A 26899-nucleotide genomic window follows, 5' to 3' on the forward strand; every position below is an offset into this window, starting at 1 on the left:
GAATCGATTCGTCGAAGTTGACCCGAACGACACCGAGTTTTTTCTGTCCAACAGTCCTCTTCCGTAGTACAATCTCAATATTGAACTCTCACGCTACGGTTCCACCGGACCTTTGTATTTTGACCGGATCTTATCACCGTCTCGCCATTGCCAGTAATAGTACCGATTGTCGTTGATTTCCTTGACCACGGTACTCGCTTTACCCGGTACACCGTCAGGACGGTCGTCGTCAATCCTCGCCTGCTCCACATCTTCTGCAGCTTCAATAGTGGCCCCTGCGGTTGATTCTTTCCAGTCCGCTAAGCGTGCCGCATACTCGGAAAGAGACCGGAGGTTGCTTGCATTCTGGCGGTTGAGTCCGTCGATAACGTACTGTGCCACCCCAGCAGGTGGGGTCGGTCTATCCTCGTCACTCATGTTAACCTACAATTGGCTGGACTGGTGCATAAATGTTGGTTAAGCGAGTACAGACACCATTCAACGTACCCGGTGAAGTCTAAAGGGAAACGTGCTAAGACCAGATTTTACTGCGGACAGAGTGGTGTTCGGGGCTCTGAATTGTCTTATTATTCGTAACTCTCCCCACGTAGATACTCATCCATTGTAGACTTAACCTACAATTTTTCAATCCCACCGGGATTGTTGGTTAACTACAGTCTCAATAACTCGTCGTCCATCTCTAACAGTCATCGTCCGATGATACAGAACCTCGGCAGTAGAACAGTTAAATCGCCGATTTACTCCGGACATTGTGGGGTTGTCTGTGGGATACTCAATTGTTTCTGTACATCTCGATTACATCGAATCGATACGAATCACTCGTCAACATGTCAGGACAGAGTCTCGGGATCCAAAAGTCAGAATAGAATTTGTAGACAATAGGTTGATATCCCTGAGGGTTGTTATCGAGACCGACTACGGGAGCGTGCTTGGATCGAACGATTGTGTCGCGATGCGAATCGTATCTCATCGGATAGGTCAATCGATATCGAGAAGTTCAGAACACGGATCGGGGCCAGCGAACTGGCGGTTCCAGACGAGCTAATTGAACGAGTAGAAGACGAGAGGGAGTACGTCGCGAACCGCACTCTAGAGACAGCGCAATCCTTTCTCCACGATTCGCCAGACCTCCCCGGTTTCTGTGAGCTGTACTGGAACGCCTGACCTCGCTGTCGAGATAGATGCTACACCACGGTGTCCGCTGTTGTTGGTCCTCCGAAGAACAGCGGACATTATGGTGTTGTCCGAGACGAGTGAATGGATATATGCCACGAATTAGTCCTTCTATCCTAGATTTACAGCGGACATAGTGGTGTCAGACGCTGGGCGGTCACCCGGGGTACTCCTAGACACAAATACACTCAAATTCCGAGGACTCAGCACGTGGTCGAGTATCATCAACAATGAGCTCGGAGTGGGAAGGGCCACGAAGGGACACACCACTATGTCCGCAGTTCTCTTCGTCATAGTCAGCAAGAACTGCGGACACGGTGGTGTGGTGGTGTGGGGCAGCCCAAATAACAGCGGACATTGTGGTGTCGGTTGAAGCCAATGTGTTCGAATAGACGCGTCCTATGGAGTGCAACGTGGATCGAAGGAAAGGACAGTGGATTTAGACTCTCCCCCCACTATGTCCGCTGTTATTCAGGAGAAGTCGTAGGGTGGGTTTCTCGTAGGATAGATCAGAGCTCCTGGAAGGACGGATACTATCGTATCCAACCTTCCTTTAGGTCTCCTACGGACTAGTTCAAAGTATTACTAAATAAAACTTTCTATAGGAAATGTGATTTCAAAGTTAGCCCTCTCCCTTCGTGAGACTAGAACAGCGGACAGAGTGGGGTGGGTGTGTCCCGGGATATACTTAAGTTATCGGGAACAGCGGAAACAGCGGACACTCCGGACACGGTGGTTTTATCGTCATCGCGTCACACTGGCAACCTATCGATGGCGCTGTTCGAGCGGGACACAAACATCTACGACGACCGAGACGCGCTCCGAGAGGATTACCAGCCCGAGGAGTTGGTCGGCCGGAGCGAGGAGTTACAGACGTATCAGGCAGCCCTCCAGCCCGTGATTAACGGTGAACAGCCCGACAACATCTTCCTCTACGGGAAAACGGGTGTCGGGAAAACGGCTGCAACGCGGTATCTACTCAGTCATCTCACCGAGGACGCGGCCCAGTACGAGGATCTTGAACTCACCGTGGCCATGCTCAATTGCGATGGCCTGACGTCCAGTTACCAGGTGGCGACGCGGCTCGTTAACGAGTTCCGGGACGAGACGAACCAGATCAGCACAACCGGATATCCCAGGGCGAGTGTCTACGAGATGCTCTGGAACGAATTGGAAGACAATGGTGGCACCATCGTCATCGTCCTCGACGAAGTCGACCATCTTCAGGACGACTCGATTCTCTACCAGCTCCCACGTGCTCGTGCCAACGGGAACCTATCCGAGGCTAAAATCGGAATTATCGGTATCTCCAACGACTTCTCGTTCCGGGAGGAACTCTCACCAAAAGTCAGGTCGAGCCTCTGTGAGCAAGAGATCCACTTCCCCGCCTACAACGCTGACGACCTCCGAGAGATCCTCGAGCAGCGAGCGACCGTCGCGTTCCACGATGGCGTTCTAGACGACGGAGTCATTCCGCTTTGCGCCGCTTACGGGGCGAAGGACGCGGGGGACGCCAGACAATCGCTCGACCTGTTAATGAGCGCAGGTGACCTCGCGCGCAAGGAAGAGTCTGAATCCGTCACCACAGATCACGTTGAGGACGGACGGGACGAACTCGAACGCGGTCGGATCCAGGAAGGCATCTCTGGGCTCACCGAACACGGCCATCTGGTCCTGTATGCACTAGTGACGCTTGACCTCGAAGGAGAAACTCCGGTCCGCTCACGAGATGTCCGTCCCCGGTACACGCGGTTCGCAGAGCTCGCGAACAGAGAGCCACTTGTCTCTCGCCGTATGCGTGACCACCTGAGCGAGCTCACGATGCTTGGCATCGTCGGAGTCACGGAACGAAACGAGGGCCGCCGGGGTGGAACCTACCGTGAATACTCACTTGATCTCCAGCCATCGCTCGTTCTCTCCGCGCTTGAAGATACTCTCGAGTTGGTTGGCATCCACGATTCGGTTCTTGATGTTGTTGAGGACGGCAAATCAGACGCAGTTGAGGCAACCCTCGACGACTACTAGGTGCGGTAATCAGTTCTCTCCTCAGAATCATCGTATTGTCCCTCAGGGCACGTCCTATCGAACACCACTCTGTCCGGAGTAACACTTGCTTTTGCGAGGTATATCTACCAAAATTCAGCTTTGATAGAATCCCTCACCACTCGTGCGACTGGCGGTTCCGCCACCCTTGGTATCACCGATTCAGACGATGGACTATCATACAGAAGTCGAAATGGCTCGTTCGCCTCTCACGAATTCCCCCACCGTGTGCGATTCGTATTTGCCATGCAAGCAGATTGTGCTATCCTGTCCACATTCCACCAAATGGAGGGGATAACCATGATCCGAACAGACTTACCCCACCCCGTGTGCGAAATGAATGAATTTACAAGCTACGCTATAGCTCAGCCCAGTGTTCTCCAGAGGGGAACCTCGAATTCGAATCTTCCGATTCGTACTTTTCTGCCTGTTGGGGCCTTCTATACTGGATAATTCAGATATCATGGAGAAGCCCCTCCCCGTGTGCGAAATGAAATCCCTAAATAATTTCGCTATATTTTTGATGGAAAACTAGGTCGAAGTGGGTCAGACACACCGTGTGCGAAATGAATCGTGATTGTAAACGAGTTAGGACCACGATTCGTCTACGACGAACACACACCGTGTGCGAAATGAATTCGTTAGCAAAGAACGCCGGCTTCAGTCGGCGAAGAAGTCCTCGACTTGGGCATTGACGACAGACCGAATCAGTTCCTCGTCTTCTTCGAACTCTTCGAGACGGACGTCTGTCTGGAGCGTCTCCACTACGACTTCTGGATCGTCAACGAAGGTGTACTCCTTGTGAACCCCACTTCCGTATCCACGACCCCGTTTCTCCGAGGTGACGAAGTTGTACGTCTCCGCCTCGCTCATGTAACGGAGGTAGGAGTCCCGTGATTTCGCATCAGCGTCAATCAGGTCGGTTATGTACTGATATACCTGATACGCCACGGTATTGGGGACAGCATCGAGATTACGCGATGAATATACCGAAACTATCGCAGTCGCGTACAGGGAGAGTTTCTTCTGGGTTGATAGTCCCTGCATTTGGGTCAGTGTCCGATCTCGCTCGGCCTCTTTCTGTGCGTTTCGCACGTGCTTTTCTCGAACTGTTTGCCCACCTCGTCGATCAGCGATTTCACCCGCTTTCCGGAACAGGTCAATCGCCTTCCGTGCGTCACCGTGGTCCTGCGCCGCGAACGCAGAACTCAGTGGAATAATCCCGTCCTCGAGGACACCTTCCTGGTATGCGTCTTTCCGGCGTTCCAGAATCGACTGGAGTTGGTTGGCATCATAATCAGAGAACACGATATCTTGCGGGTTGAACGAACTTTCTGCTCTCCCATCGAGGTCCTCCATGAACCGGGGGTCGTTGGTTAAGGCTGCAACCGAGACATGTCCCTCAATTCGTCCAAGCTGTGATGCTCGCGAGAGCTGGTACAGCAATTTCGAGTAAGCTGGCTCGTCGTTAGGGTTTCGCTGGCGCCCAACGAGTAAGTCGACCTCGTCGAGAATGATGATGACTGAGTCGAAATGCTCGCTCAAAATCTCGAAGAGTCGATGCAACTTCTGGTCAGTAGAGATACCACTTTGCGGGACATTGGGAGATACTCCCGCTGTCGCTGCCGCGCTCTCAACGAGTCGGTATACAGCACGGTCGTGAGATTTTATCGTCTGGCAGTTGATCTGGATCACCCCAAAGCGATCGCCCTGTGCTTCTGCTAACTCGGCGACCTGCTGGCACACCGCATTGATTATCAGCGACTTGCCCGTTCCTGACGGGCCATATAGAAGCATGTTGGGTGGTCGATTCCCCTGAAGTGCTGGTCGAAGATACGTGATGATGTCATCCAGCTGTTGATCACGTCCGACGATGCGATCCTCGTCGATGACGGCGTCAGGATCCAGCAATCCCTTCTCTCGGAATACGGAATTCTGTGCCCCATCTTGAAGGCGACTTTTTATCGATTGTGAGAGGGATTGCTGTTCGTCACCGTCAGCCATGATACCCGAATACATCTCGTTCCATAAATAGGTGAGGGATACCGCGTGCGAGATTAAATCGATAGAATTCGAATGATAGAACAGTTCTATTCTTCGCTGTCCCAGTGTGGCACCCAGACCGTGAGCAAAATCAAATCCATCCAGCCCCTCCCCGTGTGCGAAATGAATTACATTGTTTGTCCACAGACTCAAGTGGAGGAGACACTTCTGCTTACCAGATTGAACCCGTAAGAGTGTATGTAGACTCTCCCTGGGTCGACGGGGATACGAAACTCAACGGTCATTCAGACTCGAAGTGATCGGTTCAGTCGCGGCTGTCGACACCTTCGGATATTTTTCTCTCGCGTCTGTTTGAGTTGAGAGTGAATAAGATAACTCGGAGCCGTCCTCTTTGGGAGTGTCTGAACCCCCACCCACCGTGTGCGAAATGAAATTCACGAAGAGGAGTGTAAGCGGTTGACCGTTGTTTAATCGAACTGCATTGCGAGATTGGCTTAGACCATCACTGACGGGTGCTCAGGTTCTCTTTCAACTCTGATAGTGTCGATCAAAAACTTCGCCCTTTCACCACTAGTTCAAGAGCTCATACTCTAGTGCGGTTCTGGTTAAGAGCATAGAAATATAAAGGTTCGTGTTTTATTAGTTCAACTTACTTTATCGATGTATCCGTCTTTCTAATCGTGATTCTCTTCATTTCACCTGTCTCTATCGTCAATTCGTGAGGATCGGTTACCCACCTTCGGCCCCGTTTCATTTCGCACACGGTGGGTGGGTGTTCGAACTCTCGACCAATTCATCGGCAGATCCTTTGTTAACCTACAACTTCGTGTTCCCTCGACGTGTGTTGGTTAACATCCCCCCGAACTGGCCGATGTTAGGAGATGTATGGTCTCTCTTCGAGTTGAAGCATCTAGTGAAATTATGTAAGACCACATCGAAACGTGTGCTACCGTCAAATGACAAACGTCCCAGATTCGCTTGAGCTACTCTTTACTGGACGGCTCCAGCGATCAGATGACACTTACCTAATCGAGGTTCCAGAAACTGAGGTCGACTACGGCTCACTGGTAGTCGGTAACAGGTATCGTGTAGCTCTCATTGAACACACCAGCAATTCTCCCGTTGAGAAAGAGAATACGTCCCCTGACTCTCGGGAACAGTACGGGAACCACACCCGACAGACGGGACCACCTGTTAGTGAAGGAGAAGTTCGCGAGGTGACCATCGAGACGACTGGCCAACAAGGGGACGGCATTGCAAAGGTCGAACGGGGTTTTGTTGTAATCGTTCCTGACGCACGCCCCGGAGACGAACCAGTCGTCATGATCGAAAAAGTCCGGGAGAACGTTGCGTTCGCGAGCGTTCAACGCTAGTGAAATCGAAGCCTTCAGTCGCTAACAATACAATTAGAACGGTTGCAATGGGTGTTTGTAACGATGACTTGTAACGATTACTTGTAGAGCGTTTTCTCTTCCAAGCAGGCTCTTGATTAGCAACTGGCAGTTCGTCCAGCTAAAGGATGGACTTCGACGTGGTTCAACTACTCGTCATCGAGCGCATAGCCCATCTTGAGGAGTTCTTCGAGGACATCATCACGATTTCGAAGAGCAGCACGATAGACCGCCTCCCGAACGTCAAACTTTGGCACGTCTCGACCGAGCTTCGACTCGAGTTCCATGAGAAGATCTCTCTCACCCTCGGCGACATCGTCGTGGACGAAGAACGTCAGCCGTTCGTCGCGCTCGAACTGGACGGACTTGTCCTGGACTGCCCGGCGAACGATGTAGGGCTGGGACTGCGACCCCGACTGGGATGTACTTGAAGCCGACGAGGGGTCGGAGTCGGGACTCGACATCGACGATTCAACCTCAGTTGCGGACGGACTCGAATTCGATTCGGCCGTCTCTGTCGGGTCGGGAGTAGACTCCGGCTCACCGGTGGCCTCGTTCTCTGGTTCTTCCTCCTCATCTTCGGATTCGTCACCCCACAGGTCGTCCCCGGCGCCTGATTTCAGACCCGTCATGGCTTGACCTCCAGGTCATCTTGTTCGAGGTTTCCGGGTTCTGGTTGGTTCGGTGCCTCGAGGCCACCTTGCTGCTCGAGGTTGCGAGCCAGTTCGTCGAACTTCGTCAGGGTATCGAGTTCATACTCTCGCTGGCGGTCGCGATGTTCGCGCACGTACGTGAAGGCACTACACTTCTGCCGCCAGCATCCTTCTAGAAGAGACGTGCGGTCGCGGAAGATGACTGGGACCTCGAAGCCTTGCTCTCTGACCTCAGCGATGATCTCGTCTTGGTCTTTGGTCCCCTTGAACCGGTTCGGGACTGCAGCAAGGACACCGATGTTGATCTCCAGCTGGTCTTCGAGGTTCGTCACAAGGTCGTCGAGACCACTGACTGAAGCCTGTCCTTTCCCGGATGGTTCGACTGGGATGACGAGGTTCCGGGTCGCGTCGAGTGCATTGTAGAGATGCGGTCCGGAACTTGCTGGCGGGTCGACGATGAGCACGTCGTAGTGCTTGTGGACCTCGGCCTCACGGAGTACCCGCTGGAGTTGCGTCCACATTGGGAAGGACTCGCCGAAGTCACTCCTCGCCTCTTGCTCCTTACGGAGCGCTTCTCCGAGGTCTTCCAGTCGATTGTGTTCCGGGATGATGTCGACACCGTGTTCGACAGACTTGATCAGGTCCTGGAAGTCGCCTTTCCCTCGCCCAACAAGATGGTGGACAAGCGTGTCGACCTCACTGTTGGAGCGGTCGTGGTCGACGTCGAAGAGGTAGCTCAGGTCGCCATCCTGAGGGTCGAGCGGAATCGCCAGCACGTCCAGTCCTGCCCGAGCGTGGGCGACCGCCAGATTCGCTGTGAGTGTCGTCTTTCCAACGCCACCAGCCTCGCTGTACACCGCGTATGAGAGCATATACTGGTGTCATTGTAGACTTCCATTATAAGTTTTAGTCAGACGAAGCAACTGCACCACACGTTTGAATGCTGCATTTGAAACATACAATTGTAGCAACTGTTTGTAACGGGCGTTTGTAGTAAGTGGGTGTTCTCAGTATTTGATTTCCTTGATTGGCTCAAATACCTGTTCCTAGTACCTAAGATGGTCGAATAACAGAACCAAGTGTTTGAAACATACACTTGTAACAAGCATTTGTAGCGGATCCGATCCGACTTCAATCAGTATTGTCGTGGGTCTTGTAGGCACTGGCTATGCATTTGTAATGGGTGCTTGTAACAACCAGTTGTAACGAACCTACTACAGTTTGGAAAAGTGCCGACCCCGATTTCGAATGAATGGATCTCTCTGTTTGCAACAAGTAGTTGTAGCAACTAATTGTAGCAACGGCTTTTCTCGAGTCCTTCTTTTCTGCTCCATCGAGCTCCTGACGACGAATAGCTGGCCAGTCTATACATTTGAAACAACTATTTGCAACAACTACTTGTAACCAACATCTGAATCAGGTTTCGCACCCGAGAGAGTACTTGGAAGAGGAGACTGGAGAAGACAACCCCCCGAGTCGCACACTCCCAGATACGCCAACACTTGGTGTACGAGAGGGAGGCGACGAAGTCGTGTATCTCGGAGGTGAGTAGAATATCGACGCTGTTCGACCTTCCCCAGAAGCACATTCAGGTAAGATGCTTCGATGATGTGTGGCACCTTGCCTGAGGGGGTCCTATACAACCACGAAGATGACATAGCTTCCGCAGTTGGAGGATGTCGGCTTCGCTGTGACCGATCTTGACCTGATCTGGGGGTGGGGTTCGTCGGCCGCGTCTGACTCATGTCGACGAGTGATTCGATTCTATCGCTCATCAGATTGTGAAGCCCGCTTTGGTCAGGGCCTTCACCAAGTTCTTGTATCGTGAACTCGGTTTCGTGGGTGACTGCAAGTAGCCATAGTACTTCGTCAGTGGCCAGCGGCCGGAAGTTCTTCGTGGCATCGGTCGGCTGGATACGAAGGCAGGGCCGAATTTCTCGTTCCGTCTTGTCGGACACTGTTCGAGGTGATGCAATGAGGAATGAGGGACCTTCTGGTAACTGAGTGGTGTCTGACGTATGTGGGGCCTTGGTCGATGAATCCAGCAGGTCATAAACCAATTAGCGCGATACAAAGTGCAAGGCCCAGAAGTTGAGACTGGGGCTCTCAATGCATACGCGTTGGGACTGTTGCTTGGTAAGAAAACAGAACCGACTCATCAACCGGTCTCATGCAGCGTATTTCTGATCTAACACCGGTGAGTGATTCCTCCGGGTAGAGAATCTCCCCCTCCGGTTATCGTGACTTCTCACGTACTCGTACGTATGGGAGAACTCGAAACTGAAGCCGAGAAAACGCGGTCCGAAATTGCATCGTACCTCCGCGAACTCGCCGAGCAACTCGACGGCGACGACGCTGTGACGCTCAAACTCGGTGGGCAGCAGGTCCAGTTGGACCCGACGAACCCGGTGACGTTCAAGCTGGAAGGCGAGTCGGACTGGTCTGAAGGGGATACCGAGGCAAAACAGAGTATCGAGTTCGAGCTGGTCTGGTGGCGTGAAGCCCAGACGGCAGAGGAAGGAGCGCTGGATATCACTACCGAAGGTCAGTAACGCCCATTCAGTCCCTTAGACCTCTCCTATGTACGACTAGATCATCTTTCCCACAGATGGGAGCGAGCCAGCAGCATCGGTCCTCGACTATGCCCTCCAGATAGCCGCCGAGCACGGGGCAACGGTCCACGTCCTCAACGTCGTAGACACCAGCCAAGACAGCCCTCCCGGAGTACAAGATGATGTGAGTGACGCTCTGGAGCAGGAAGGAACGAAACAGCCCAGCGCGCTACAGAACGCGGCGTCACCGTGATCTCGGAGGTACTCCAGGGAGACCCGTATGAAGCGATTGTCGAGTATAGTACGCAGTCAGCCATCGAGTTGATGGTGATGCCGACCCACGGACAGCGTGGATTGCAGCGGTTTCTCCTGGGAAGCGTTACAGAGCGCGTTATCAACACCGCAGACGTCCCGGTGATCGCAGTCAATCCCGGGACCCAACCACTCACCTACCCGAGCCAAGAGCTTCTGGTTCCGACGGACGGCAGCCGTGGTTCGGAACTCGCAGTGTCCGAAGGAGTTGCCCTCGCAAACGCAACTGGTGCCAGGCTTCATCTACTCCACGCTGTCGAGACAGGAAGCCTCGGTCCGGATGCTCGCTCTCTGGTGAAAGACGAGGAACTCACCACCCGAGCGGACGAGATTATCGCAGACGCTATCGAGACTGCAGAGGCGGCGACGATCGATAGCATCGAGAGTGAGATCGAATTTGGTGTTCCGTCGAAAGAGATCCGAAGCTACATCGACGTGGCGATCCTCGGCACGCACGGCACGACCGATTTCAGCCGCTACATGATGGGTGGCGGAAGTGCGAAAATCGTCCGAACGTCGCCAGTTCCGGTGATGTGAGTTCGGGAGCCGGAATCGAGTAGCGGGTGAGACGCCTCCGCTGGTGGGTGACAAGCCACTTGAGCGTGATGCCCGTAGGGACTCACAGTACACATGTATGAGGACATTCTGCTCCCGTTCGATGGAAGCGATGGGGCTGCGGAGGCATTGCATCACACTGCCGAGATCGCACACTGGGCCGACGCCACGATCCACGTTCTGTTCGTCGCGGATACGAGACGCGATAGTGTCACGGTCGTCGAAACCCAGGTCGTTGACGCCCTTGTTCAGGAGGGCGAGGACATCGTCGAGGAAGCAGAAAAGACACTGGATACACTCGGCGTCGACTACGATTCCGACGTCGTCCAGGGGCATCCAGCGCCGACAATCGTCGAGTACGCCGAGCAATACGAGTACGACGTGATCGTGATGCCGACCCACGGTCGGGAGGGAGTGTCACGATACCTCATCGGAAGCGTCACGGAGAAAGTCGTCCGTCTATCTTCCGTCCCTGTCCTCACAGCGCGGATGCAGCCCGACGAACAGCTGGTGTTCCCCTACGAGACCATCCTCCTACCGACCGACGGGAGTGCTGGTGCGGCCCATGCTGCCGAGCATGGCCTCTCCCTGGCAGCGGCTCTCGATGCGACCGTTCACGTGCTGTCTGTCGTCGACGATACGTCGCTAGGTCTGGACGTTCGCTCCACGATTTCGGGACGAGAACGTGAACAGGCAGCGACCGACGCCGTTGACGACCTCGTGTCCGAGGCAGAGACACACGGCGTTTCGAATAGTGTCCGGCACGTCGAGCACGGGTCACCGATCGAGGTGGTACTCGACACCATCGACTCGAACGATATCCACGCCGTCGTGATGGGGACGACGGGGAGGCGCGGGAGCGATCGAATCCTTCTCGGGAGCGTCGCCGAGAAGACCGTCCGCTCTGCACCAGTTCCCGTCATCACAGTTGGACATGGGGAGTAGCGGTTCTATGAGCCGTTTCCGGGTATCGAACTTCCGTGCTTATTTACTGCGAGGGTTCAGTAGCAGGACACAATGACCCCGCTCGAGCTTAGCCTCCGCTTGGTCGCTGGTCTCGCTCTCATCTTGACCAACGGCTTCTTCGTCGCCATTGAGTTTGCGCTGACCCGGGCACGACAGTTCAGCGAACAAGAGTTCATTGATGGCACCCCGGCCCTCGAACGGGCGTGGGAGATGACGAACAACTTGGAGATCTATCTCACGACGTGTCAGGTCGGGATTACCGCATCCAGCATCGCAGTCGGGATCGTCGCAGAGCCCGCACTGGCGGCGTTATTCGAACCGTATTTCGCCACCACACCGCTCGCGTCGATCGGAGCGGGTGCGATAATCGCATTCGGGATCATCAATCTCGTCCATCTCACGCACGGCGAACAGACGCCGACCTACCTCGGTGTCGAGCGCTCCCGGCTGGTGTGCCGGTACGGGGCAACGCCGCTGTACTGGTTCAACTGGCTCATTTCTCCGCTCATTACGCTTGGCGACTGGGTCGCCAAGGCCACGCTCAAGCTGTTCGGTATCGAGATGACTGGGGCGTGGCTAGAAACCGAAGAAGAGGTTCTCGAATCACGAGCTCAACTCCGAAACCGGTTGAATTCGCTACTGGAAGAGGGTGAACTCCCGGAGGAGCGCCGCGACGAAGTCCTCGGCGCACTCGACATCGACGAGCTCTCGATTAGTGAAATTATGGTCCCGGCAGACGATATTATCGCGCTCTCGACCACCCGCTCGGTCGACGAGAACTTCGATCGCATCCGCAACACGCCACACACCCGGTTTCCACTAGTTGGTGAGGAACTGACCGACTTCCACGGAATTGTGTACGCACCGTCGATCATTGACCATTACGAAGACCTCGTGGACGGCACCATCTCCTTCACCGAAATCGCGGCACCCCCGATGACACTCGCGGCGGAGACGAACGTCAGCGACGCGTTCGATCAATTCCAGGCCGAGGACCAGGAACTCGCGCTCGTCCTCGAAGATGGTGACGTTGTGGGACTCCTCACAGCGACCGACACCCTCGAAGCGGTGATGGGCGAACTTGAGGACCCCCTCGACCAACGGGCATCGACCTGAAGATATCGCCTGCTACGAGCTCTGATCAGGGAAGCGGTTCCTTTTCACCAGCGATTCCGACTGTGACGAGGTGTTCGAGGAACTCGTCGAACCGCATCGAGGCCTACACACAGGTCGTGGACTTCTTCGACGAACACGTAGCCCAGCGACCCCACTCAGTCGTCAGGTTCGACGGGGATGTCGACGCCGCCGTCTGTCCTGTCACCGGACCCGTCCGTTTCCACCACTTCGGCGAGGTCCTCCAGTGCGAGCGTGACGTTGCGCTTGTTCGCCTTCCAGAGCGCGTCGAACACAGTACCGACGTAGGGGATGGATCCACCCGCCACGTCGATGGTAATGTTGGCGAGCATCTCCACCAGCGTTGTGAAGGAGACTCCGAGGTACGCCGACTCGGCGACGATGTACAGGGAGAAGGCGGCGCTCACCACGTCGCCAGCGAGGGGGAGTGCCCCCAGAACCGGGTCGACACCGATACGGACGCCGATGCCGGGGACGCGCACACTCTCGTCGAGGACGTACGCGACTGTCTCCATCCGCTTGAGCGCGGCCTCGTCGACGCTCCCCGGTAGTTCACCGTCGTAGTCGACGTCGAAGCGAGATTCGAAGTCCGCGGGCATGGGGGTAATGTTACGGGTTGGTGACGGAAAGTCTGTGCGGTGGGCGTCGTCCCGACGCCAGTCTCGGACCATTCATTCGTTCAACTTTAATGGCGGAGGATGTCGTAGAACGATTACCACACTAAAGAGCTAGATGAACGCTGAGGTGGGATGATTCCGGTCGTGAGGTATTTTGGCCTGCACCGGATAGTAATGAGAGTGTTCGGAGAAGACATTACGCCAGCAGCAGCAGTACTCGGTCCCGGAGATGACGCTGACGTAGCAATTGTCGGGGGTATTCATGGTGATGAACCGAGTGGCGTTCGGGCAGTCCGGGAAGTTCTCGAATCCTCCACGAACTTACAGCGACCGATACAACTCGTAGTAGCGAATCCGCCTGCCGTCGCGAGCCATCGCCGATACCTCGATGCCGACATGAACCGAGTGTTTCCAGGCGATCCAGCCAGCGAGGACCGCGAACGCCGACTCGCTGCTGCGCTCCTCAAAACAATCAGCGACTGTGGCGTCGTCCTCTCTCTCCATTCCACCCACTCCTACGATGATCCAATCGCGCTCGTTTCACGGTCACACCCCGAGGTACAGGCACTAGCCGCTCGCCTCCCAGTGTCTCACGTTGTTGACCAGACGCCCTGTTTCGAGGGAGCATTCGCAACGTCAGCACCCGTTCTCACTATCGAAGCAGGCCGAACGCGTACCGAGGAGGCGACAGAGAACGCGCGGCAAATCGTTGAGGCCTTCCTTCAGTTGGTTGATGCACTTCCTGGGGAACCGGTAGAGGTAGATTCGACATATTACACGATGACTGAAGCAGTCTTGACACAGCCGGACGCCAACTATGATCTCCTCGTCGACAACTTCGAAGTGGTCGAACCAGGGACAACCGTCGTACGTAGCGAGGGGGACGAATACGTAGCCGATACCTCCTTCGTTCCGATTCTGATGTCCGAAACAGGGTATGACGACATCCTCGGATACAAGGGCGCTGTCGCCGGCGAGACGCTTTCGTCAGCGCGCAACGCCTGGGGAGTCTCCCCGACTCCCAGGAACTAATTCATCCGTGTCGTTCCGTAGAGAGTAACTGTTTTCCTGAGGCAGACACCCCTGTCGTGAGTAGCCACCAGACTCTCTGCAGAAGGATGGCAACTGTTCTACGACATTCTCTAATGAAGGCCTTGGGAACCCTTCTATGACACCCTCTTAGTGGCGAACAAAGGCGAACTCTTCTGATTCAACCTGTCTGCGAAAGCGTTCGTGGGTTCGGATTCTGTGCCGGCTCGAATATTAATTCGTCCAGATCGGGGACCTCCTATCCGAACACCATCCAAGCAACCACCCAAGGTTATAAAATAACGTCCCGAAGTTCGAGTGAACGCGTGATATTTCGATCGACAGCTGTCACGACAGTACCACAGTTTGTTCGGAGGAGTCGATGAGTGAGACGGCGTCGACAGCGAGTTCGGTCCGGAGTATCGAGGGAGTCGGTGAACGAGCGTTGCATTGGCTCCTCCTCGGTGGGGATCGAATCGCCGTCACCGGCGTTCTCGTCGGCGCTGTCGCGGCGCTGTTTTTCGCACTCACCCAGCTCGGGTTGTTGGCCATCGGGCCAGGGAGTGCTGCGGCGTCGGCCTTCGCGAGCGGATTTATCTCCGGCACGGTGACCCTTGTCACTATCGCGCTATCCATCAACCAGCTGGTCCTCTCGCGCATGTTCGGCTCCCCCAGGGAACTGTTCAACCAGATGGACGGCACGCGCGACCTCCGCCGTCGGGTGCGGGAGCACGCCGGTGAGTCGTCCGTGCCGAACGATCCGGCGGATTTTCTCGGCCTGATCGCTGAGACGCTCACTGAACGCGCGAACCGCCTCAGTTCGGCGTTCGAGTCCAGTGACGATATTCCCGCCGAGGCCGAGGACTACGCGGCGGGAATCGCCACCTACGGTGAGAGCATCTCGGAGAAGATAGAGAGTCAGACAGCCATCGCGAACGTTCTCGCGGTCATCCTGGGTACCGAATACGCACGGAATATGACCGCGACAGAACATCTCCAGAACGAGTACGACCAGTTCTCTCCGGCCGCGGAGTCGGAACTCGATGCGATCGACGACCTCTTGGAGGCGATCGCCGTCACACGACAGTTCTTCAAGACACTCTCGCTCCAGCAGGACTTCGCTCGACTCTCCCGTGTGGTCGCGTACAGTGGCCTCGTAGCCCTCGCCGCCAGCGTCGCAATGGCCCTTATTTACCGGCCTGACTCCGTCACCGTTCCGGAACCGTATCTCCCGCTGTTGTTTAGCCTCGGTCTCGGGATCATCGTCACGCCACTTGCGGTGTTCATCGCGTACATGTTCCGTGCGGCAACCATCGCTCGCCACACTGTCTCAGTCGGCCCGTTCGTCCCACCCGAGGAGCGAACCGACAGCGAGTGATGCCTCCCACCGTCTCGTCCTACGAATGCTTTCGTGGCGGCTCCTCTCGGGCCCATGCAAACCGCCGACCCCTCGCGTCTACGACCGGCGGCTCCCGTGGGGTCGTTTCTTTACTCTTCGGTCGCCTCGATGGACTCGGCGACGGTCTCACCTTCGGTCCCCCAGACGACGTAACTGTAATTTCGCAGGGCGACGAACACGACGCCACCGACGAGGTTCCCCACCGTGGTGCGTGCGAGAAACTGCGCCCACTGGAGGTGGGAGATATCGGCGCCAGCGAGCATCCCGGCGATGACTTCGATGTTGCCAGCGACACAGTGTGAAAGGTGCCTGGTAGCTGACCGGCACAGCCCGCGAATGCTCCGAGAGTGGACGCCCCCGTCAGCTGGGGGAGCCTGCGACGGGAGAGCGGGCTCTGTCCGCTAGGCGGCACAGTTGTTCGGCCCCAGTTCGAGTTCCGTCGCCTCGCCCTCGTCATCGACGATCTCTTTGCCGATATTGATGGCGATAACTGTCTCGTAGTTCGGGGGCTTCTCCGGGGCATCCTCGGTCAATCGCTCGACGAACGCTTCGCGGTCGAGCCCGAGGAAGTCGAGTTCGTCGCGGAGGTTCCCGAGCCGGGCCTCGAGGGGTTCGCCCGGCGAGCCGTTCTCGTAGCGGCCGTCGCTCGTGACGGTGAGGTGGCCCGGCAGGATCGTCGTGTCGTCCGGGAGGTCGAGGATGGTCCCGTGGAGCGAGTCGTACAGTAGTTCTGCACCACGGGAGGCGTCGTCCTCGCCGAACTGGAGTTCCGTCCGCCCGACGGAGTCGACGAACAGCGTATCGCCCGTTAACAGGAGTTCGCCGTCGACGAGGTAGTTCATCATCTCCGAGGTGTGGCCAGGCGTGTGGTGCGCCTCGATCTCGACGTCACCCACGTCGATGACCTCGCCATCCGACACCGGTTCGTAGTCGTATTCGACACCGCGCTCGCTGGCTGCTTCGCCGAGGTGGTAGGGTACGCCGACCTCGTCGGCGAGCGCCGGACTGCCTGAGATATGGTCGGCGTGGACGTGCGTATCGAGCACACGCGATATGGAGAGCCCAGCGTCCTGGGCAGCAACTTTGAACTGGTCGGTTTGTCTGGTCGCATCGACCACCACGGCCTCATCCGCCGTTTCCGAGCCGATGACGTAGCCGAGACAGCCCTTCGCTCGGCGCTGGACCTGGCGGACGACGAGGTCGTCGCTGGCTGTCTCGATAGGGACGACCTCGTAGAGTTTGCTCCAGTCCTCCATGCCGCCAGTGACGACCGAGACGTCGTCGTAGCCGTGCTCTTCGAGGTCGAACGCGAACGGCGTCGACGTCAACCCCTTCCCACAGATTGCGACGACCGGCCGACTGTCGACCAGCGCGTTCACCTCGTTCAGTTGGTCCTCGCTCAGCCCCTCGTCGGGATCGTACGGGACGTTCTCTGCGTGGCGCACGTGCCAGGCCTCGAAGCTGTCTTCGGGACGCACGTCGATGAGCGTGAACTGTTCGTCGGCGTCGATCCTCCCCGCAAGTCGTTCCGGAGTGATGTTTTTGACCATGTATCTGCCTGTGTCGTGTCGAGTCCGTCGTTCGTCGGACCTGTCGCGTGCGCTGTCCCCATCTAGCGCGTTCGATTACGCCCTTCTTCGGGGAACGTGTTCCCACGAGGAATCAAGGACGTCTCGCAGTACGCATCACCACCCTGATAGTCGACGCCCGGCTGGATGAACGGATACGGCCCGTCTGCGGGCGTGTTCTGCGCCCGCCCACCGTCGTCTGCGGTCTCGACCAGCCCCATCACCTCGTAGTCGACAGGCGAGTGCTCTTCAAGATAGTCGACGATGACATCGACCGGTATCGTGTCGTCCTCGACCTCGACGTCCTGGAACGGGAAGCCGCAGTTTCCGAGGTCGCGCTCGGGGTCGCCAGGCCGGCGGAACGTCGCCACCGAATACGTCTCCTCGGGGTCGACCGGCTCGCCGTCGATCTGCAACTCGACGAGGCGACGGCCGCGCTTCGCGGTCGGATCGACAGTCACCTCGACGTTCGAGGAGAAGTTGCGGACCCGACCGTCTTCCTGATCGTAGGGGTACGGCGTGAAGTTGTCTTCGAGGAATTCCTCCATGTGGCTCGTGAGTTGCTGACCGTAGGCGACGCCGCGGGCAACGGGCGTTGTCATCGGGAAGAACGTATACAGCTGCCGGAGCGTGATGTCGCCGGGCGGGATAGCGGTCCCGTACCGGAACCCGTGTGAGACGGCGAGGTCGGTGTCGAAGTGCGCCTGCAGTGCATCGTTGAACAGCGTGTTCCACGCGCTTTCGAGGAACGACTGCCGGTAGAGTGGTTGCTCCGTCCGGCCGACGACCGTATCCAGCGGCCGGTCGAGCGCGCCCGCCCCTCGCTCGAATTCCGGGTCGGCCTCGAAGAAGGGCGCACGCACGGTTTCGACTGTCGCCTGTGCATCCTCGTCCGGTTCCGGCGTGTGCTCGCCGTCCTCGGTCAGACAGTAGAGGTGGTGACGGAACTGTATCTCCCCGTCTAGAACCCGGAGGTCAACACGGCCGAGCGCCTCGCCCATCCCGGACTCGACCACCACGGTGTTGGTCTCCTCGACGACGATCGGGTCGTAGGTGTACTCGTGGGTGTGTGCGCTGAACATCACGTCCACGCTCGCACAGTCCTTGGCGGCTTGGACCACCCACGGGAGGCCGATCTCGGTGACCGCGACCACGACGTCGGCGCCGTCCTCGCGGGCGGCCTGTGCGGACTCCTCGAGGAGTGCGGGATGCTTCCCGAAGCGGTACTTCCCCTCGTAGAACGCAGGCGCCATCCGATCGACGTAGACGTTCGTCATCCCGACGACGCCCACAGAGAGTCCGCCGACATCGAGGATGCTGTACGCGTCGTACAATCGCTCGTAGGTCTCCCAATCGTAGAGGTTGTTCGCAAGAATCGGGGCGTCCACCTCGTCCATCAGTTCTACGAAGTTGCCATCCTCGGCGGCCTCGTTCGAGTAGTCCCAGTTCCCCGGGACATAGATGTCGGGCGCGACGTGTTCGTTGATGGGGTCGAGCATCGCTCGTCCATCGGTGTAGGTGGTCACGGCCGACCCATGGAACGTGTCTCCACTCATGAGCGTACAGACGTCGTGGTCTTCGCGAAGTTCGTCGAGTTTGGCAGCGAGGAGGGGAATCCCACCGCCGCGCTCTATGATGCGGTCGTCGTCTCCGAAGTCGAGATCCGGCTTCGACGTCTGGTTGTCGTAGTAGACCTGGTGGCGTGGCGTCAGCTGTCCGTGGAGGTCGCTGACGTGGGCGAAGACGGCGTCGGGGGCGCCTGTATCGTCGCTGGCAGGGTCGCCACCGAGGGACGTCCACTCACCGAGTGCCGGGATATCGTTCATCGTGGTGGTGTTCAGATACGCACTCCACCCGGTAGTGGGTTACGCCTAATACTCGACACATTACCCAGGTTCGTCTGCCAACACCGTCTCGCGGAAGCCCGGACTCCACGTCCGAGACGCGCACACCCGAGTCGGGTACAGGAACGTGTGGTGCGACCAGAGGCGATTGCAAAATACAGCCTGGAGCGGTCCTCTTCGGCTCTCGGATACATTACACTTAGATAGGGGGCCACGGTATATCTATAGAGATGCATCCACTGACTCGTTCGTGGGGGCGGTGTCGATGACGAGTGACTGGGTTACGACGGGGTTGTCTGCGGTCGTCATCCTCGTCGCGTCAGTCGTTCACGGCATCGCTGGTTTCGGCTTCGCGCAGGTGTCGATGGGGATGATGCCGCTGTTTCGGTCGCCCTCGAGTGCGTCGATCATCTTCACGGCGACGGCGGTCGTGAGTAACGCTCGCGTCTGGTGGAGCGTCCGCGACGCCTTTGACTGGGAGAAGTGGATTGTTCCTGTCGGTGGTCTCGTCGTCGGGATGCCACTCGGTATCTACGTGTTCAGCGAGTTCAATAAGGCCCAGATGCGCGTTGCCATCGGGCTCACACTTGTGCTGGCGGTCATCGTCGTTGGCGCGACCCAGCAACTCGATACTGTGACGGACTGGATCGAGGAGAAGGACTACCGACCGGGCAATGTTATCGGTGTGACGGCTGGGTTGCTCGCGGGGATCCTCGGAGGCGCCGTCGCCGTCCCCGGTCCGCCGATGATCGTCTACGGCGCCTTCATGGCGGCGAGCGGATTCTGGAGTGACGAGGAGATGAAGGCCACGTTCACCGCCTTCTTCGGGACGCTCATGCTGTACCGCCTCGGGACCCTTACGTACACGGGAGCCGTGACGACGCCACTGATGATCGAGGCTCTCGTCGCCATGCCGATGGTGTTCGTCGGTGCCTGGGTCGGCGTGTACATCTTCGACCACATCCCCGAGCGCATCTTCCAGTGGCTCGTGCTTTTGCTACTGACCGTGAATGCGTTCGTCCTCCTGTTCACGGCGGTTCCGGAACTCTAAGCGTGTTCAGTTGTTCTCTTTACGAGGATTCCGGCCTCTCGCGACGCCGGTTGGAACCAAAAGGCAGGACCGCAGCGGCGCCGATTCGTGTGCTATTCGGGAATTAGTCAGGTTCTCATCATATTCCGACAACTCTCGGCGCATTCCTGGAGGACCTCGGAACAGACCTGGCAGTGGTCGGCATCGTAGCGCTCGTTCTCACTCATCCCGTCGCCGTCATCGGATTCAATAGAGCACTCGAAATGAGATTCACTGCCGGTATGAAATTCGCTCTTGAGAAGCAGATTGTTGGTAGCACTGACGAAACTCGTCTGGGGGCAGTAGAATCCCCTGTTCAGCTGGTAGCCACCCCGATCTCCCACGGCCACGTCTGGTTCTCAGTAGCCGACAAATCACAAGAGGGGGCCTCAACCAACAATGTACGTCACAGCAGCGATGAAATTTAACAGGCGCTATCTAGTTTTAGCTGGCGGGAATTACCCCACGACCTCCATGAGTTTGAGAAAGTCCGCGCCGGACTCCAGCAGACCGGGACTCGAAGCGCCCACCGGACGCTCGAACAGTCGAGTGGCCGAGAACCTCGATACGTCCTTGACGCACTTCACCGGGCGTCTCTCAGTCGTTGTGATACTCCTTTTCGAAACCCTGGAATTCGGTCCGGTGTGCCTCCTCATCGGCCAGAATCGCCACTGCGAGGTCTTCCGTGACGGGGTCGTCCGCGTCCTCGGCAGCCTTGATAAGTGATCGATACGTGTCGATAGCGTCCTCTTCGGCATCGAGAACGCCCCGAATGACCGAGAGCACGTCGGTCGAATCTTCGGGCGGTTGCAACGAGTCCTGTCGAGGAGTGAACTCTGCCGAGCTCGGCGGTCTAGCGTCCAGTTGCTTGAGACGGTTTCCTAGCTGTTGTGCGTGAGTCAGCTCCTCCTGAATGTCTTACTGGAGACTCTCCTTGATTTCCTCGGCCCGGACGCCGTCCAACACTATCGCGTTCGTCTGGTAGTTCATGACGGTCTCCATCTCGTCGCCGTACGCCTTCTGGAGCAGATCGATGACACGGTCTGAAGTCATACGGGTTACGTTTTCATCCAACTGTCAATATATCCGTTGGCAGTTCCCGGTTCCTTGGAACATGTTGTCAAAGTATACTGACCAGACGCAAGCCCCGATAAACCACTCTGAAGAACACTTCTCACCCTCAATTTATATCAAATAATATAGAGGTATCACACAACCCCTCAAGTATATATATTATATATTAGAAGCCGAAATATTTGTTCGGTAAACTTGCGTGTGTCTCAAACCATCAGGTGATTTAACCGCTCTCCACCGCTATGATCACTATGTCATCCCAGACAACGCTTGGATGGTCGCTTCTGTCATCAGGTGTCGTGACAATCATTCTTACCCTCCTGCCCGGAGATGACCTTTGGTGGGGGATTGGCCTCTGTGTACTCGGCCTCGCAGTTTTCTACACGCGTCGTAATCGGGGCTTCTAACAAGTCTGTCGGCAATGCTATGAACCCGGACTGTAACTCGTCCTGTGACACCTGATATCCGGATAGCCGTACTGGACGATTCCACGGGTTCGAATTCGAAAACACGTCACGCACCCTCGGCTCCGAGAACGTCCGCTGGGCCGAGTGAACGGCCAATGTCCGCGTTACGTACTCTCGTTGCCGACGCCCGCGCTCTCCCCGCTCTTCGCTTCGGTCTCGCCCCAGTCGAGGTCGCGGGACCGGTCGGTCTCCCGGAGGATGAACGGTCCGATGGAGAGGGTGCGCTTCGTCACGGTGACGATGCGAAGAATGTAGGATAACAGGAACGCGAACGGCAGCAGGGAGACGGCCACGCCCGCGCTCACCACCACGACGAGCGGGCGCGCGCCGAACACGGTCCCCGTGAACAGCGCCGGGTCGAGGTAGACGATGCCCGCAATCGCCGTGAGGAGTGCGGGCACGGACGCATACAGCATCGTCCGGGAAAGGTCGATGAGCGCCCACTGGAAGTACAGCGTCTTGAAGTGCTCGCGCGCTGGCCCGAACAGTTCGAGCGCGTCGATGAGTTCGTCGAACGCCGCGCGCGCGTCCTCGGTGAGCACGTCCTCGTTCTCCGCGCGGATGCGGCGCGCCGCGTACAACTTCCACGAGTAGTTGTAGTTCAGCGCGGAGAACACCACGTCGAACTCCCCGAACTGGGCGTCCGTGAGACCGTTCTCGACGGCGTCCGCGTTCCCCTTCACGTTCTCTGTGAACGCGGCCACTTGGTCGGTGAGGGCCTCGTCGTCAATGTCCTGGATGGCATCCGAGACGGCTTTGGCGCGTCGCTTCGTGAGTTTCACGAGCGACCGGAGGAACGCCGAGGGCTGGGCGGGACTCACGGGCTCCTTGATAACGTCCTCGACGTCCTTCCGAAACGACATCGCGCCCTCCATGCGTTCGCGCTGATCTCCAACCGGCCCCAGTTCCTGAGAGAGGACGAGCTGACTGAGCGCGAGCACGAGCGTGACGCCCGTGATAATGGACGTTAGCAACGCCTGGAACAGCGTCTCGATGGGGTCCCCCCGGCTGAACAGCGCCGGTGTCCCGGTCGGGTGGAGGTGCCCGATGATGGCGAGCGTGAGGAACACGCCGCCCGAAATCCCGGCGGCGACCAGCCACCGGTTCGCGTTCAACAGTAGCCAGAACTTCCGACTGTTCTCCGGTACGCGCTCACGCATCGTGTCACTCGGGCGACTTCCATCACTGTCGCTCATACGAGCCATATTCCGCTTACGATGGCAAATGCTTGAGGGCCATAGAAGAGATTTCCCGCCGTGTTATGGTACTTCCCGGATGTCTACACATTCGTAGTTGGTGATTGCGACGACGAGGCGAAGAGACCGGTGCCGACCCAGAGGAGATGCAGGAAGAGGATGCCGACAGTGCGGCGTCGGATACGGACGGAACGGATACGACCCAGAGTTGACACGGTATTCCAGAATCGCCGTCGTGAGTTCACCCCGGTGAGCGTCCTTCAGAGCCTCGCACAGGGAGAAACGCCGCGCTGCGACCGCATTTGGGTGATTTATAGAGAATCAAGGAGAATACCTGCGCCTTTAGGCGCAGGATGAATCCGAGAACTCCTTCACAATCCACCTTCGATGGCACGTCTGGATATTCCACGCCAACCGGTACTATTAATAAAACAGTACGCATAACCGGTTATGAAGCCAGAAAATGAGTCGGACCATCCGAACCTTCGAGGCCACCATCACGAACCAGCGACAGGTTTATGACGACCTCGACCAACTCGGGTGGGCCGCCTCAAAGCTCTGGAACGTCGGTCGCTACTACGCACAAGAACAGTGGGACGAAACGGGCGAGATCCCCGATGACGGGGAACTCAAAGCCGAACTCAAAAGCCACGAACGCTACACGGACTTACATTCACAATCCAGTCAGCGCGTTCTCGAAGAACTCGCTGAAGCGTTCAACGGCTGGTTCGGCAAGCGTCGGAACGGCGACGACCGTGCTCGACCGCCCGGCTACCGCAAAAACGGAGACGCCCACCCACGTTCAACCGTGTCGTTCAAAGCGGCTGGCTTCAAACACGACGCACAATTCACCCGTGTTCGCCTCTCGAAAGGCCGCAACCTCAAAGAACACCGCTCGGACTTCGTTCTCTGCGAGTACGAGACTCGCCCGGATGTTGACCTGACCGAGTGGAACATTCAACAGGTTCGTGCCGTCTACAAGCGCGACGAGTGGCGGCTTCAATTCGTCTGTCGAACCACCATCGACCCGGACCCGCCGGGTGACGAGGTGGCTGGTGTTGACCTCGGGATTTGCAACTTCGCCGCCGTCTCGTTCGGCGGTGAGTCGGTGTTGTATCCCGGTGGCGCACTCAAAGAGGACGAATACTACTTGACGAAGCAGAAAGCCAAATGCGACGATTCTTCGTCCCGTGAGGCGACCCGTCTTGACCGAAAGCGAACGGGTCGTCGGACACACTTCTTGCACGCACTCTCGAAAGCGGTTGTCGAGGAGTGCGTTGAACGAGGTGTCGGGACGCTTGTCGTTGGCGACCTCGGTGGCATCCGGGAGGACGACGAAAACGACGAACCCCGGAATTGGGGTGATCACGGCAATCTCGACTTGCACGGGTGGGCGTTTGACCGCTTCACGACGCTCCTCGACTACAAGGCAGCAGCCGAAGGCATCGACATGGAGTTGGTGTCGGAACGTGATACGTCGAAGTCGTGTTCGGCGTGTGGACAGACCGACGATGATCAGCGCGTTGAACGTGGACTGTACGTGTGTGAACAGTGCGATACAGTTGCGAACGCGGACGTGAACGGCGCAGAGAACATTCGACAAAAGGTACTCCCGAGTCTCGCCACGGATGGCGGTGATAGGGATAACGGCTGGTTGGCACAGCCAGCGGTTCGCCTGTTCGACCGTAGCGAGGGCAGTTTCGCCCCGCGAGAACAGGTTGCGAACCGCGAACCATAATATCCCAACTCAGCGGTGCGGTGCCGTGGGATTCCCGCGTCTTCAGGCGCGGGAGGATGTCAACCGGTTTTTAGAGGTACGCACCGTCCCACTCGTCGGCCAAGTGTGCGTTGCCACAGTCCCCACACTCGAGCCTGTCTTGTCCGTCGGCGGAGACGTTCGTACTGCCACACTGTGAACAGAAGTACCCGTACGCATCCTGCTCGTCCTCCGCAGAGTACAACGTAAAGAATGGGGCCTCCGTGCCAGGAACGCTCTCGTCGCGGTCGAGTGGCCGGTCAACTCCGTCGATACTGACGGACTCAGGCACCGGGACGGTGGGTTCGTTCGACGTCTCCGTCCCTTCGCCCTCGGTGAACATGGTGACGCCGAGTTCCTCTCCACCGACTATTATCTGGTCGTGGCCACTTTCTTTGAGGCCGAACCCCTTGAGGAACTCGCCGCCCTCGGCGGCATCCTCGAGGACAGACGCTGCAATCGGCTTCTCGACAAATTCTTCGCGAACGCGACCGAGCAGCGTCGTGGCGATGCCCCTGCCCCGTGCCTCTGGATCCACGTGGAGCCACCGGATTGTCGCTTGCGTTCCGATTTGAACCGTGATGAACCCGGAAACCGTCTCCGTGCCGTCAATCGTCTCGTCGACGACGAGCACCGTCGTATCCGGATCGTCGAGCAGGTGGTTCAGTGAGGTGTCGTCGAACTCCTCTTCAAGTATCATCTCGATCTGCTGTGGGCTGAGCGAGTACGACGATTGCAGCGAGTCGCGCGCGATTGCTCTGATTCGTTCCCGGTCATCCGACTCCGCAGGGCGAATTTCCATGTGATTAATTATCGTCGAACAGTCATAAATCATCGCCTGTTCATTTTGCCCCAGTGGGCGCGGGCCATCTCGAACCCAGACCCGTGCTCTGTTCGACCAGTTCCACCCCGATCTCGCGCTGATCACGCTCTTTCGGGCCGATATCGTCCGAGTTTGAGTTAACCATACGACTGACTACAGCTCCCGTTCGCATAACCAGTGCGTGCCGGCATTCGCAACTCCGGGTTACGAGCGCGGGGCTGTTGACCGACCGAGTCAAGGCTGGCGAGATTATGTTGCCGGTGCGGTGTCGAAGACACAGGAACTGTACGCCCCGTAGCAGCGTACGGGGAGTTCGATCCCACCGAACGGACCTGTTACGGGCTTCATTGTGAGAGTTTCACCAGCGCCCACTGGATGTAGAGGTCCTTGAAGCACTCGCGGACTGGCCCGTACATTGTAAGCGCCTCAAGCAAACTTCTGAACGCGCTTTGTTCCTCGTCGGCGAGGGAGCCTTTGTACTCCATCCCGATCCGGCGAACGTCGTGCATCTTCCGATCGTAGTTGAAATCGAGCGCGGGCGATAAGACGTCGAAGGTGTCGAAGTCTGTGTCTTCGAGGTGATTGCGTGCGTGGTCGTCGTTCTCCAACAGGTTGGTGACGTACTCGTCCATCTTCTTGTAGAGCGCCTGATTTTCAGTCTCGGAAAGTGTGTCTCGTAGTGTCTTTGCTCGCTGTTCGCTCGTTTCGATAAGCGCATGCGGGTAGGTCGCAGGGTCGACAGGCGTTGTCATTCCGAGGAGGCTGTCGGTGTTCTGGCGGAAATCCAATTCCCAGTTGAATCGGCCAGCAATATTTCGTAGCCTGACATGGACCACTGGAATGAGGACGGAACGTTGTACCCGTATCCAACCTGCACAAGTACGGCCACAGATGTTTTACCCACTCCGCAGTTGTGTATCAACATGGCCGAGGAAGAAAAAGAGGGCGGAGCCGAAAACCGTTCGACAGACATCGAAGACCAAGGACAAGAGATCGATGCGGAGGTGGAAATTGACCCTGACGTCGAGTCCGTCAAGGGCGACGAAAACGACCCTGGTCCCGAGGGCGAGGGTGCGAGGGAGGCAACCCAGAAATCCGGAGAGGCGCCAACTGAGATCGTTGACGAAGAGGACGATCCCGAAGACGGACAGTAACGGAAAGGGCTTACACCTAACGATGCTGAGCGCATATACTACCGGATATCCCGAGAGTGGTCCTCTGTTGGGAACTCACTCTGTATCTCACACGCTTGTTCTGACATCTCTCGGGTGGGT

Annotated in this window: 23 protein-coding genes and 3 pseudogenes; 13 read left to right on the forward strand and 13 right to left on the reverse strand. The window is 57.2% G+C overall.

Going from position 1 to position 26899, the window contains the following annotated elements; all coding sequences use genetic code 11:
* Nucleotides 1-93: 93 nt before the first annotated feature.
* Nucleotides 94-417, reverse strand: a complete 324-nt coding sequence (locus NOV86_RS22205; protein WP_267644047.1) for a DUF6788 family protein — start codon at nt 415-417, stop codon at nt 94-96.
* A 1527-nt stretch (nt 418-1944) separates the two neighbouring features.
* On the opposite strand from NOV86_RS22205, the gene NOV86_RS22210 reads away from it, so the two are divergent.
* Nucleotides 1945-3198, forward strand: a complete 1254-nt coding sequence (locus NOV86_RS22210; protein WP_267644048.1) for an orc1/cdc6 family replication initiation protein — start codon at nt 1945-1947, stop codon at nt 3196-3198.
* A gap of 678 nt (nt 3199-3876) precedes the next feature.
* Here NOV86_RS22210 and NOV86_RS22215 read toward each other — a convergent pair.
* On the reverse strand, nt 3877-5220 hold the full coding sequence (locus NOV86_RS22215) for an orc1/cdc6 family replication initiation protein (protein WP_267644049.1): 1344 nt from the start codon (nt 5218-5220) through the stop codon (nt 3877-3879).
* Nucleotides 5221-6176: 956 nt separating this feature from the next.
* On the opposite strand from NOV86_RS22215, the gene NOV86_RS22220 reads away from it, so the two are divergent.
* Nucleotides 6177-6593, forward strand: coding sequence for a TRAM domain-containing protein (locus NOV86_RS22220; RefSeq protein ID WP_267644050.1), 417 nt, complete (start codon nt 6177-6179; stop codon nt 6591-6593).
* 167 nt (nt 6594-6760) lie between these two features.
* Here NOV86_RS22220 and NOV86_RS22225 read toward each other — a convergent pair whose 3' ends face one another.
* Nucleotides 6761-7243, reverse strand: coding sequence for a DUF7970 domain-containing protein (locus tag NOV86_RS22225; protein WP_267644051.1), 483 nt, complete (start codon nt 7241-7243; stop codon nt 6761-6763).
* Nucleotides 7240-8136 carry a ParA family protein gene (locus NOV86_RS22230; protein ID WP_267644052.1) on the reverse strand — a complete coding sequence of 299 codons (897 nt, stop codon included), beginning with the start codon at nt 8134-8136 and terminating at the stop codon, nt 7240-7242. The genes NOV86_RS22225 and NOV86_RS22230 overlap by 4 nt, the downstream gene beginning before the upstream one ends.
* 1392 nt (nt 8137-9528) lie before the next feature.
* On the opposite strand from NOV86_RS22230, the gene NOV86_RS22235 reads away from it, so the two are divergent.
* From NOV86_RS22235 to NOV86_RS22250, 5 genes and pseudogenes are all read left to right on the forward strand, one after another.
* Nucleotides 9529-9816, forward strand: coding sequence for an amphi-Trp domain-containing protein (locus NOV86_RS22235; protein ID WP_267644053.1), 288 nt, complete (start codon nt 9529-9531; stop codon nt 9814-9816).
* Nucleotides 9817-9916: 100 nt separating this feature from the next.
* Nucleotides 9917-10182: pseudogene (locus tag NOV86_RS23330) on the forward strand (universal stress protein); the annotation flags it as partial.
* 141 nt (nt 10183-10323) lie between these two features.
* The gene (locus NOV86_RS23335; RefSeq protein WP_368408813.1) at nt 10324-10665 is read left to right on the forward strand and encodes a universal stress protein; all 342 of its coding nucleotides are present in this window, start codon (nt 10324-10326) and stop codon (nt 10663-10665) included.
* A gap of 93 nt (nt 10666-10758) precedes the next feature.
* Nucleotides 10759-11628: a universal stress protein gene (locus tag NOV86_RS22245; RefSeq protein WP_267644054.1), complete on the forward strand. Its 870-nt coding sequence runs from the start codon at nt 10759-10761 to the stop codon at nt 11626-11628.
* A gap of 72 nt (nt 11629-11700) precedes the next feature.
* The gene (locus NOV86_RS22250) at nt 11701-12765 is read left to right on the forward strand and encodes a CNNM domain-containing protein (protein ID WP_267644055.1); all 1065 of its coding nucleotides are present in this window, start codon (nt 11701-11703) and stop codon (nt 12763-12765) included.
* Between the two features lie 155 nt (nt 12766-12920).
* On the opposite strand, the gene NOV86_RS22255 is transcribed toward NOV86_RS22250, so the two are convergent.
* Nucleotides 12921-13382 carry a DUF4112 domain-containing protein gene (locus tag NOV86_RS22255; RefSeq protein ID WP_368408809.1) on the reverse strand — a complete coding sequence of 154 codons (462 nt, stop codon included), beginning with the start codon at nt 13380-13382 and terminating at the stop codon, nt 12921-12923.
* 150 nt (nt 13383-13532) lie between these two features.
* On the opposite strand from NOV86_RS22255, the gene NOV86_RS22260 reads away from it, so the two are divergent.
* Together NOV86_RS22260 and NOV86_RS22265 are read left to right on the forward strand one after the other, a co-directional pair.
* Nucleotides 13533-14432: a M14 family metallopeptidase gene (locus tag NOV86_RS22260; RefSeq protein ID WP_267644056.1), complete on the forward strand. Its 900-nt coding sequence runs from the start codon at nt 13533-13535 to the stop codon at nt 14430-14432.
* Between the two features lie 379 nt (nt 14433-14811).
* Complete coding sequence (locus tag NOV86_RS22265; RefSeq protein WP_267644057.1) at nt 14812-15807, forward strand: DUF7972 family membrane protein; 996 nt, start codon at nt 14812-14814, stop codon at nt 15805-15807.
* A 110-nt stretch (nt 15808-15917) separates the two neighbouring features.
* On the opposite strand, the gene NOV86_RS22270 is transcribed toward NOV86_RS22265, so the two are convergent.
* The 3 genes from NOV86_RS22270 to NOV86_RS22280 all read right to left on the reverse strand — a co-directional run bounded on the left by NOV86_RS22270 (nt 15918) and on the right by NOV86_RS22280 (nt 19222).
* On the reverse strand, nt 15918-16091 hold the full coding sequence (locus tag NOV86_RS22270) for a hypothetical protein (protein ID WP_267644058.1): 174 nt from the start codon (nt 16089-16091) through the stop codon (nt 15918-15920).
* Nucleotides 16092-16229: 138 nt separating this feature from the next.
* A complete protein-coding gene (locus NOV86_RS22275) occupies nt 16230-17378 on the reverse strand; it encodes an MBL fold metallo-hydrolase (RefSeq protein ID WP_267644060.1) in 1149 nt (382 codons plus the stop codon).
* Between the two features lie 62 nt (nt 17379-17440).
* Nucleotides 17441-19222, reverse strand: a complete 1782-nt coding sequence (locus NOV86_RS22280) for a 5'-nucleotidase C-terminal domain-containing protein (protein ID WP_267644061.1) — start codon at nt 19220-19222, stop codon at nt 17441-17443.
* A 283-nt stretch (nt 19223-19505) separates the two neighbouring features.
* Here NOV86_RS22280 and NOV86_RS22285 point away from each other — a divergent pair, with 283 nt between their 5' ends.
* The gene (locus NOV86_RS22285) at nt 19506-20291 is read left to right on the forward strand and encodes a sulfite exporter TauE/SafE family protein (RefSeq protein WP_267644063.1); all 786 of its coding nucleotides are present in this window, start codon (nt 19506-19508) and stop codon (nt 20289-20291) included.
* A gap of 107 nt (nt 20292-20398) precedes the next feature.
* On the opposite strand, the gene NOV86_RS23445 is transcribed toward NOV86_RS22285, so the two are convergent.
* Nucleotides 20399-20497, reverse strand: coding sequence for a four-helix bundle copper-binding protein (locus NOV86_RS23445; protein ID WP_464379871.1), 99 nt, complete (start codon nt 20495-20497; stop codon nt 20399-20401).
* Nucleotides 20498-20752: 255 nt separating this feature from the next.
* Between NOV86_RS23445 and NOV86_RS23340 the strand changes: the two are divergent.
* A pseudogene (locus NOV86_RS23340) lies at nt 20753-20932 on the forward strand (RNA-guided endonuclease InsQ/TnpB family protein); the annotation flags it as partial.
* On the opposite strand, the pseudogene NOV86_RS22290 reads toward NOV86_RS23340, so the two are convergent.
* Together NOV86_RS22290 and NOV86_RS22295 are read right to left on the reverse strand one after the other, a co-directional pair.
* Nucleotides 20907-21362 (reverse strand): annotated as a pseudogene (locus NOV86_RS22290) (ferritin-like domain-containing protein). The pseudogenes NOV86_RS23340 and NOV86_RS22290 sit on opposite strands and share 26 nt — an antisense overlap.
* Nucleotides 21363-21954: 592 nt before the next feature.
* Nucleotides 21955-23046 (reverse strand): DUF7972 family membrane protein, encoded by a 1092-nt coding sequence (locus NOV86_RS22295; RefSeq protein ID WP_267644065.1) that lies wholly within the window; start codon nt 23044-23046, stop codon nt 21955-21957.
* A 463-nt stretch (nt 23047-23509) separates the two neighbouring features.
* On the opposite strand from NOV86_RS22295, the gene NOV86_RS22300 reads away from it, so the two are divergent.
* Nucleotides 23510-24784 (forward strand): RNA-guided endonuclease InsQ/TnpB family protein, encoded by a 1275-nt coding sequence (locus tag NOV86_RS22300; protein ID WP_267644066.1) that lies wholly within the window; start codon nt 23510-23512, stop codon nt 24782-24784.
* A 70-nt stretch (nt 24785-24854) separates the two neighbouring features.
* Here NOV86_RS22300 and NOV86_RS22305 read toward each other — a convergent pair whose 3' ends face one another.
* On the reverse strand, nt 24855-25604 hold the full coding sequence (locus NOV86_RS22305) for a GNAT family N-acetyltransferase (protein WP_267644067.1): 750 nt from the start codon (nt 25602-25604) through the stop codon (nt 24855-24857).
* Between the two features lie 365 nt (nt 25605-25969).
* The gene (locus NOV86_RS22310; protein ID WP_497007458.1) at nt 25970-26461 is read right to left on the reverse strand and encodes a DUF7972 family membrane protein; all 492 of its coding nucleotides are present in this window, start codon (nt 26459-26461) and stop codon (nt 25970-25972) included.
* Nucleotides 26462-26548: 87 nt separating this feature from the next.
* On the opposite strand from NOV86_RS22310, the gene NOV86_RS22315 reads away from it, so the two are divergent.
* Nucleotides 26549-26779, forward strand: a complete 231-nt coding sequence (locus NOV86_RS22315; protein ID WP_267644070.1) for a hypothetical protein — start codon at nt 26549-26551, stop codon at nt 26777-26779.
* Nucleotides 26780-26899: the final 120 nt, after the last annotated feature.

The organism is Haloarchaeobius amylolyticus, assembly GCF_026616195.1.
GTDB classification, from domain to species: Archaea; Halobacteriota; Halobacteria; order Halobacteriales; family Natrialbaceae; genus Haloarchaeobius; species Haloarchaeobius amylolyticus.

Bases quoted from the DNA above. Each gene is read 5' to 3' on its own strand.
- NOV86_RS22205 (WP_267644047.1), bottom strand. From the start codon at position 417: ATGAGTGACGAGGATAGACCGACCCCACCTGCTGGGGTGGCACAGTAC.
- NOV86_RS22210 (WP_267644048.1), top strand. From the start codon at position 1,945: ATGGCGCTGTTCGAGCGGGACACAAACATCTACGACGACCGAGACGCG.
- NOV86_RS22215 (WP_267644049.1), bottom strand. From the start codon at position 5,220: ATGGCTGACGGTGACGAACAGCAATCCCTCTCACAATCGATAAAAAGT.
- NOV86_RS22220 (WP_267644050.1), top strand. From the start codon at position 6,177: ATGACAAACGTCCCAGATTCGCTTGAGCTACTCTTTACTGGACGGCTC.
- NOV86_RS22225 (WP_267644051.1), bottom strand. From the start codon at position 7,243: ATGACGGGTCTGAAATCAGGCGCCGGGGACGACCTGTGGGGTGACGAA.
- NOV86_RS22230 (WP_267644052.1), bottom strand. From the start codon at position 8,136: ATGCTCTCATACGCGGTGTACAGCGAGGCTGGTGGCGTTGGAAAGACG.
- NOV86_RS22235 (WP_267644053.1), top strand. From the start codon at position 9,529: ATGGGAGAACTCGAAACTGAAGCCGAGAAAACGCGGTCCGAAATTGCA.
- NOV86_RS22245 (WP_267644054.1), top strand. From the start codon at position 10,759: ATGTATGAGGACATTCTGCTCCCGTTCGATGGAAGCGATGGGGCTGCG.
- NOV86_RS22250 (WP_267644055.1), top strand. From the start codon at position 11,701: ATGACCCCGCTCGAGCTTAGCCTCCGCTTGGTCGCTGGTCTCGCTCTC.
- NOV86_RS22255 (WP_368408809.1), bottom strand. From the start codon at position 13,382: ATGCCCGCGGACTTCGAATCTCGCTTCGACGTCGACTACGACGGTGAA.
- NOV86_RS22260 (WP_267644056.1), top strand. From the start codon at position 13,533: ATGATTCCGGTCGTGAGGTATTTTGGCCTGCACCGGATAGTAATGAGA.
- NOV86_RS22265 (WP_267644057.1), top strand. From the start codon at position 14,812: ATGAGTGAGACGGCGTCGACAGCGAGTTCGGTCCGGAGTATCGAGGGA.
- NOV86_RS22270 (WP_267644058.1), bottom strand. From the start codon at position 16,091: ATGCTCGCTGGCGCCGATATCTCCCACCTCCAGTGGGCGCAGTTTCTC.
- NOV86_RS22275 (WP_267644060.1), bottom strand. From the start codon at position 17,378: ATGGTCAAAAACATCACTCCGGAACGACTTGCGGGGAGGATCGACGCC.
- NOV86_RS22280 (WP_267644061.1), bottom strand. From the start codon at position 19,222: ATGAACGATATCCCGGCACTCGGTGAGTGGACGTCCCTCGGTGGCGAC.
- NOV86_RS22285 (WP_267644063.1), top strand. From the start codon at position 19,506: ATGACGAGTGACTGGGTTACGACGGGGTTGTCTGCGGTCGTCATCCTC.
- NOV86_RS23445 (WP_464379871.1), bottom strand. From the start codon at position 20,497: ATGAGTGAGAACGAGCGCTACGATGCCGACCACTGCCAGGTCTGTTCC.
- NOV86_RS22295 (WP_267644065.1), bottom strand. From the start codon at position 23,046: ATGAGCGACAGTGATGGAAGTCGCCCGAGTGACACGATGCGTGAGCGC.
- NOV86_RS22300 (WP_267644066.1), top strand. From the start codon at position 23,510: ATGAGTCGGACCATCCGAACCTTCGAGGCCACCATCACGAACCAGCGA.
- NOV86_RS22305 (WP_267644067.1), bottom strand. From the start codon at position 25,604: ATGGAAATTCGCCCTGCGGAGTCGGATGACCGGGAACGAATCAGAGCA.
- NOV86_RS22315 (WP_267644070.1), top strand. From the start codon at position 26,549: ATGGCCGAGGAAGAAAAAGAGGGCGGAGCCGAAAACCGTTCGACAGAC.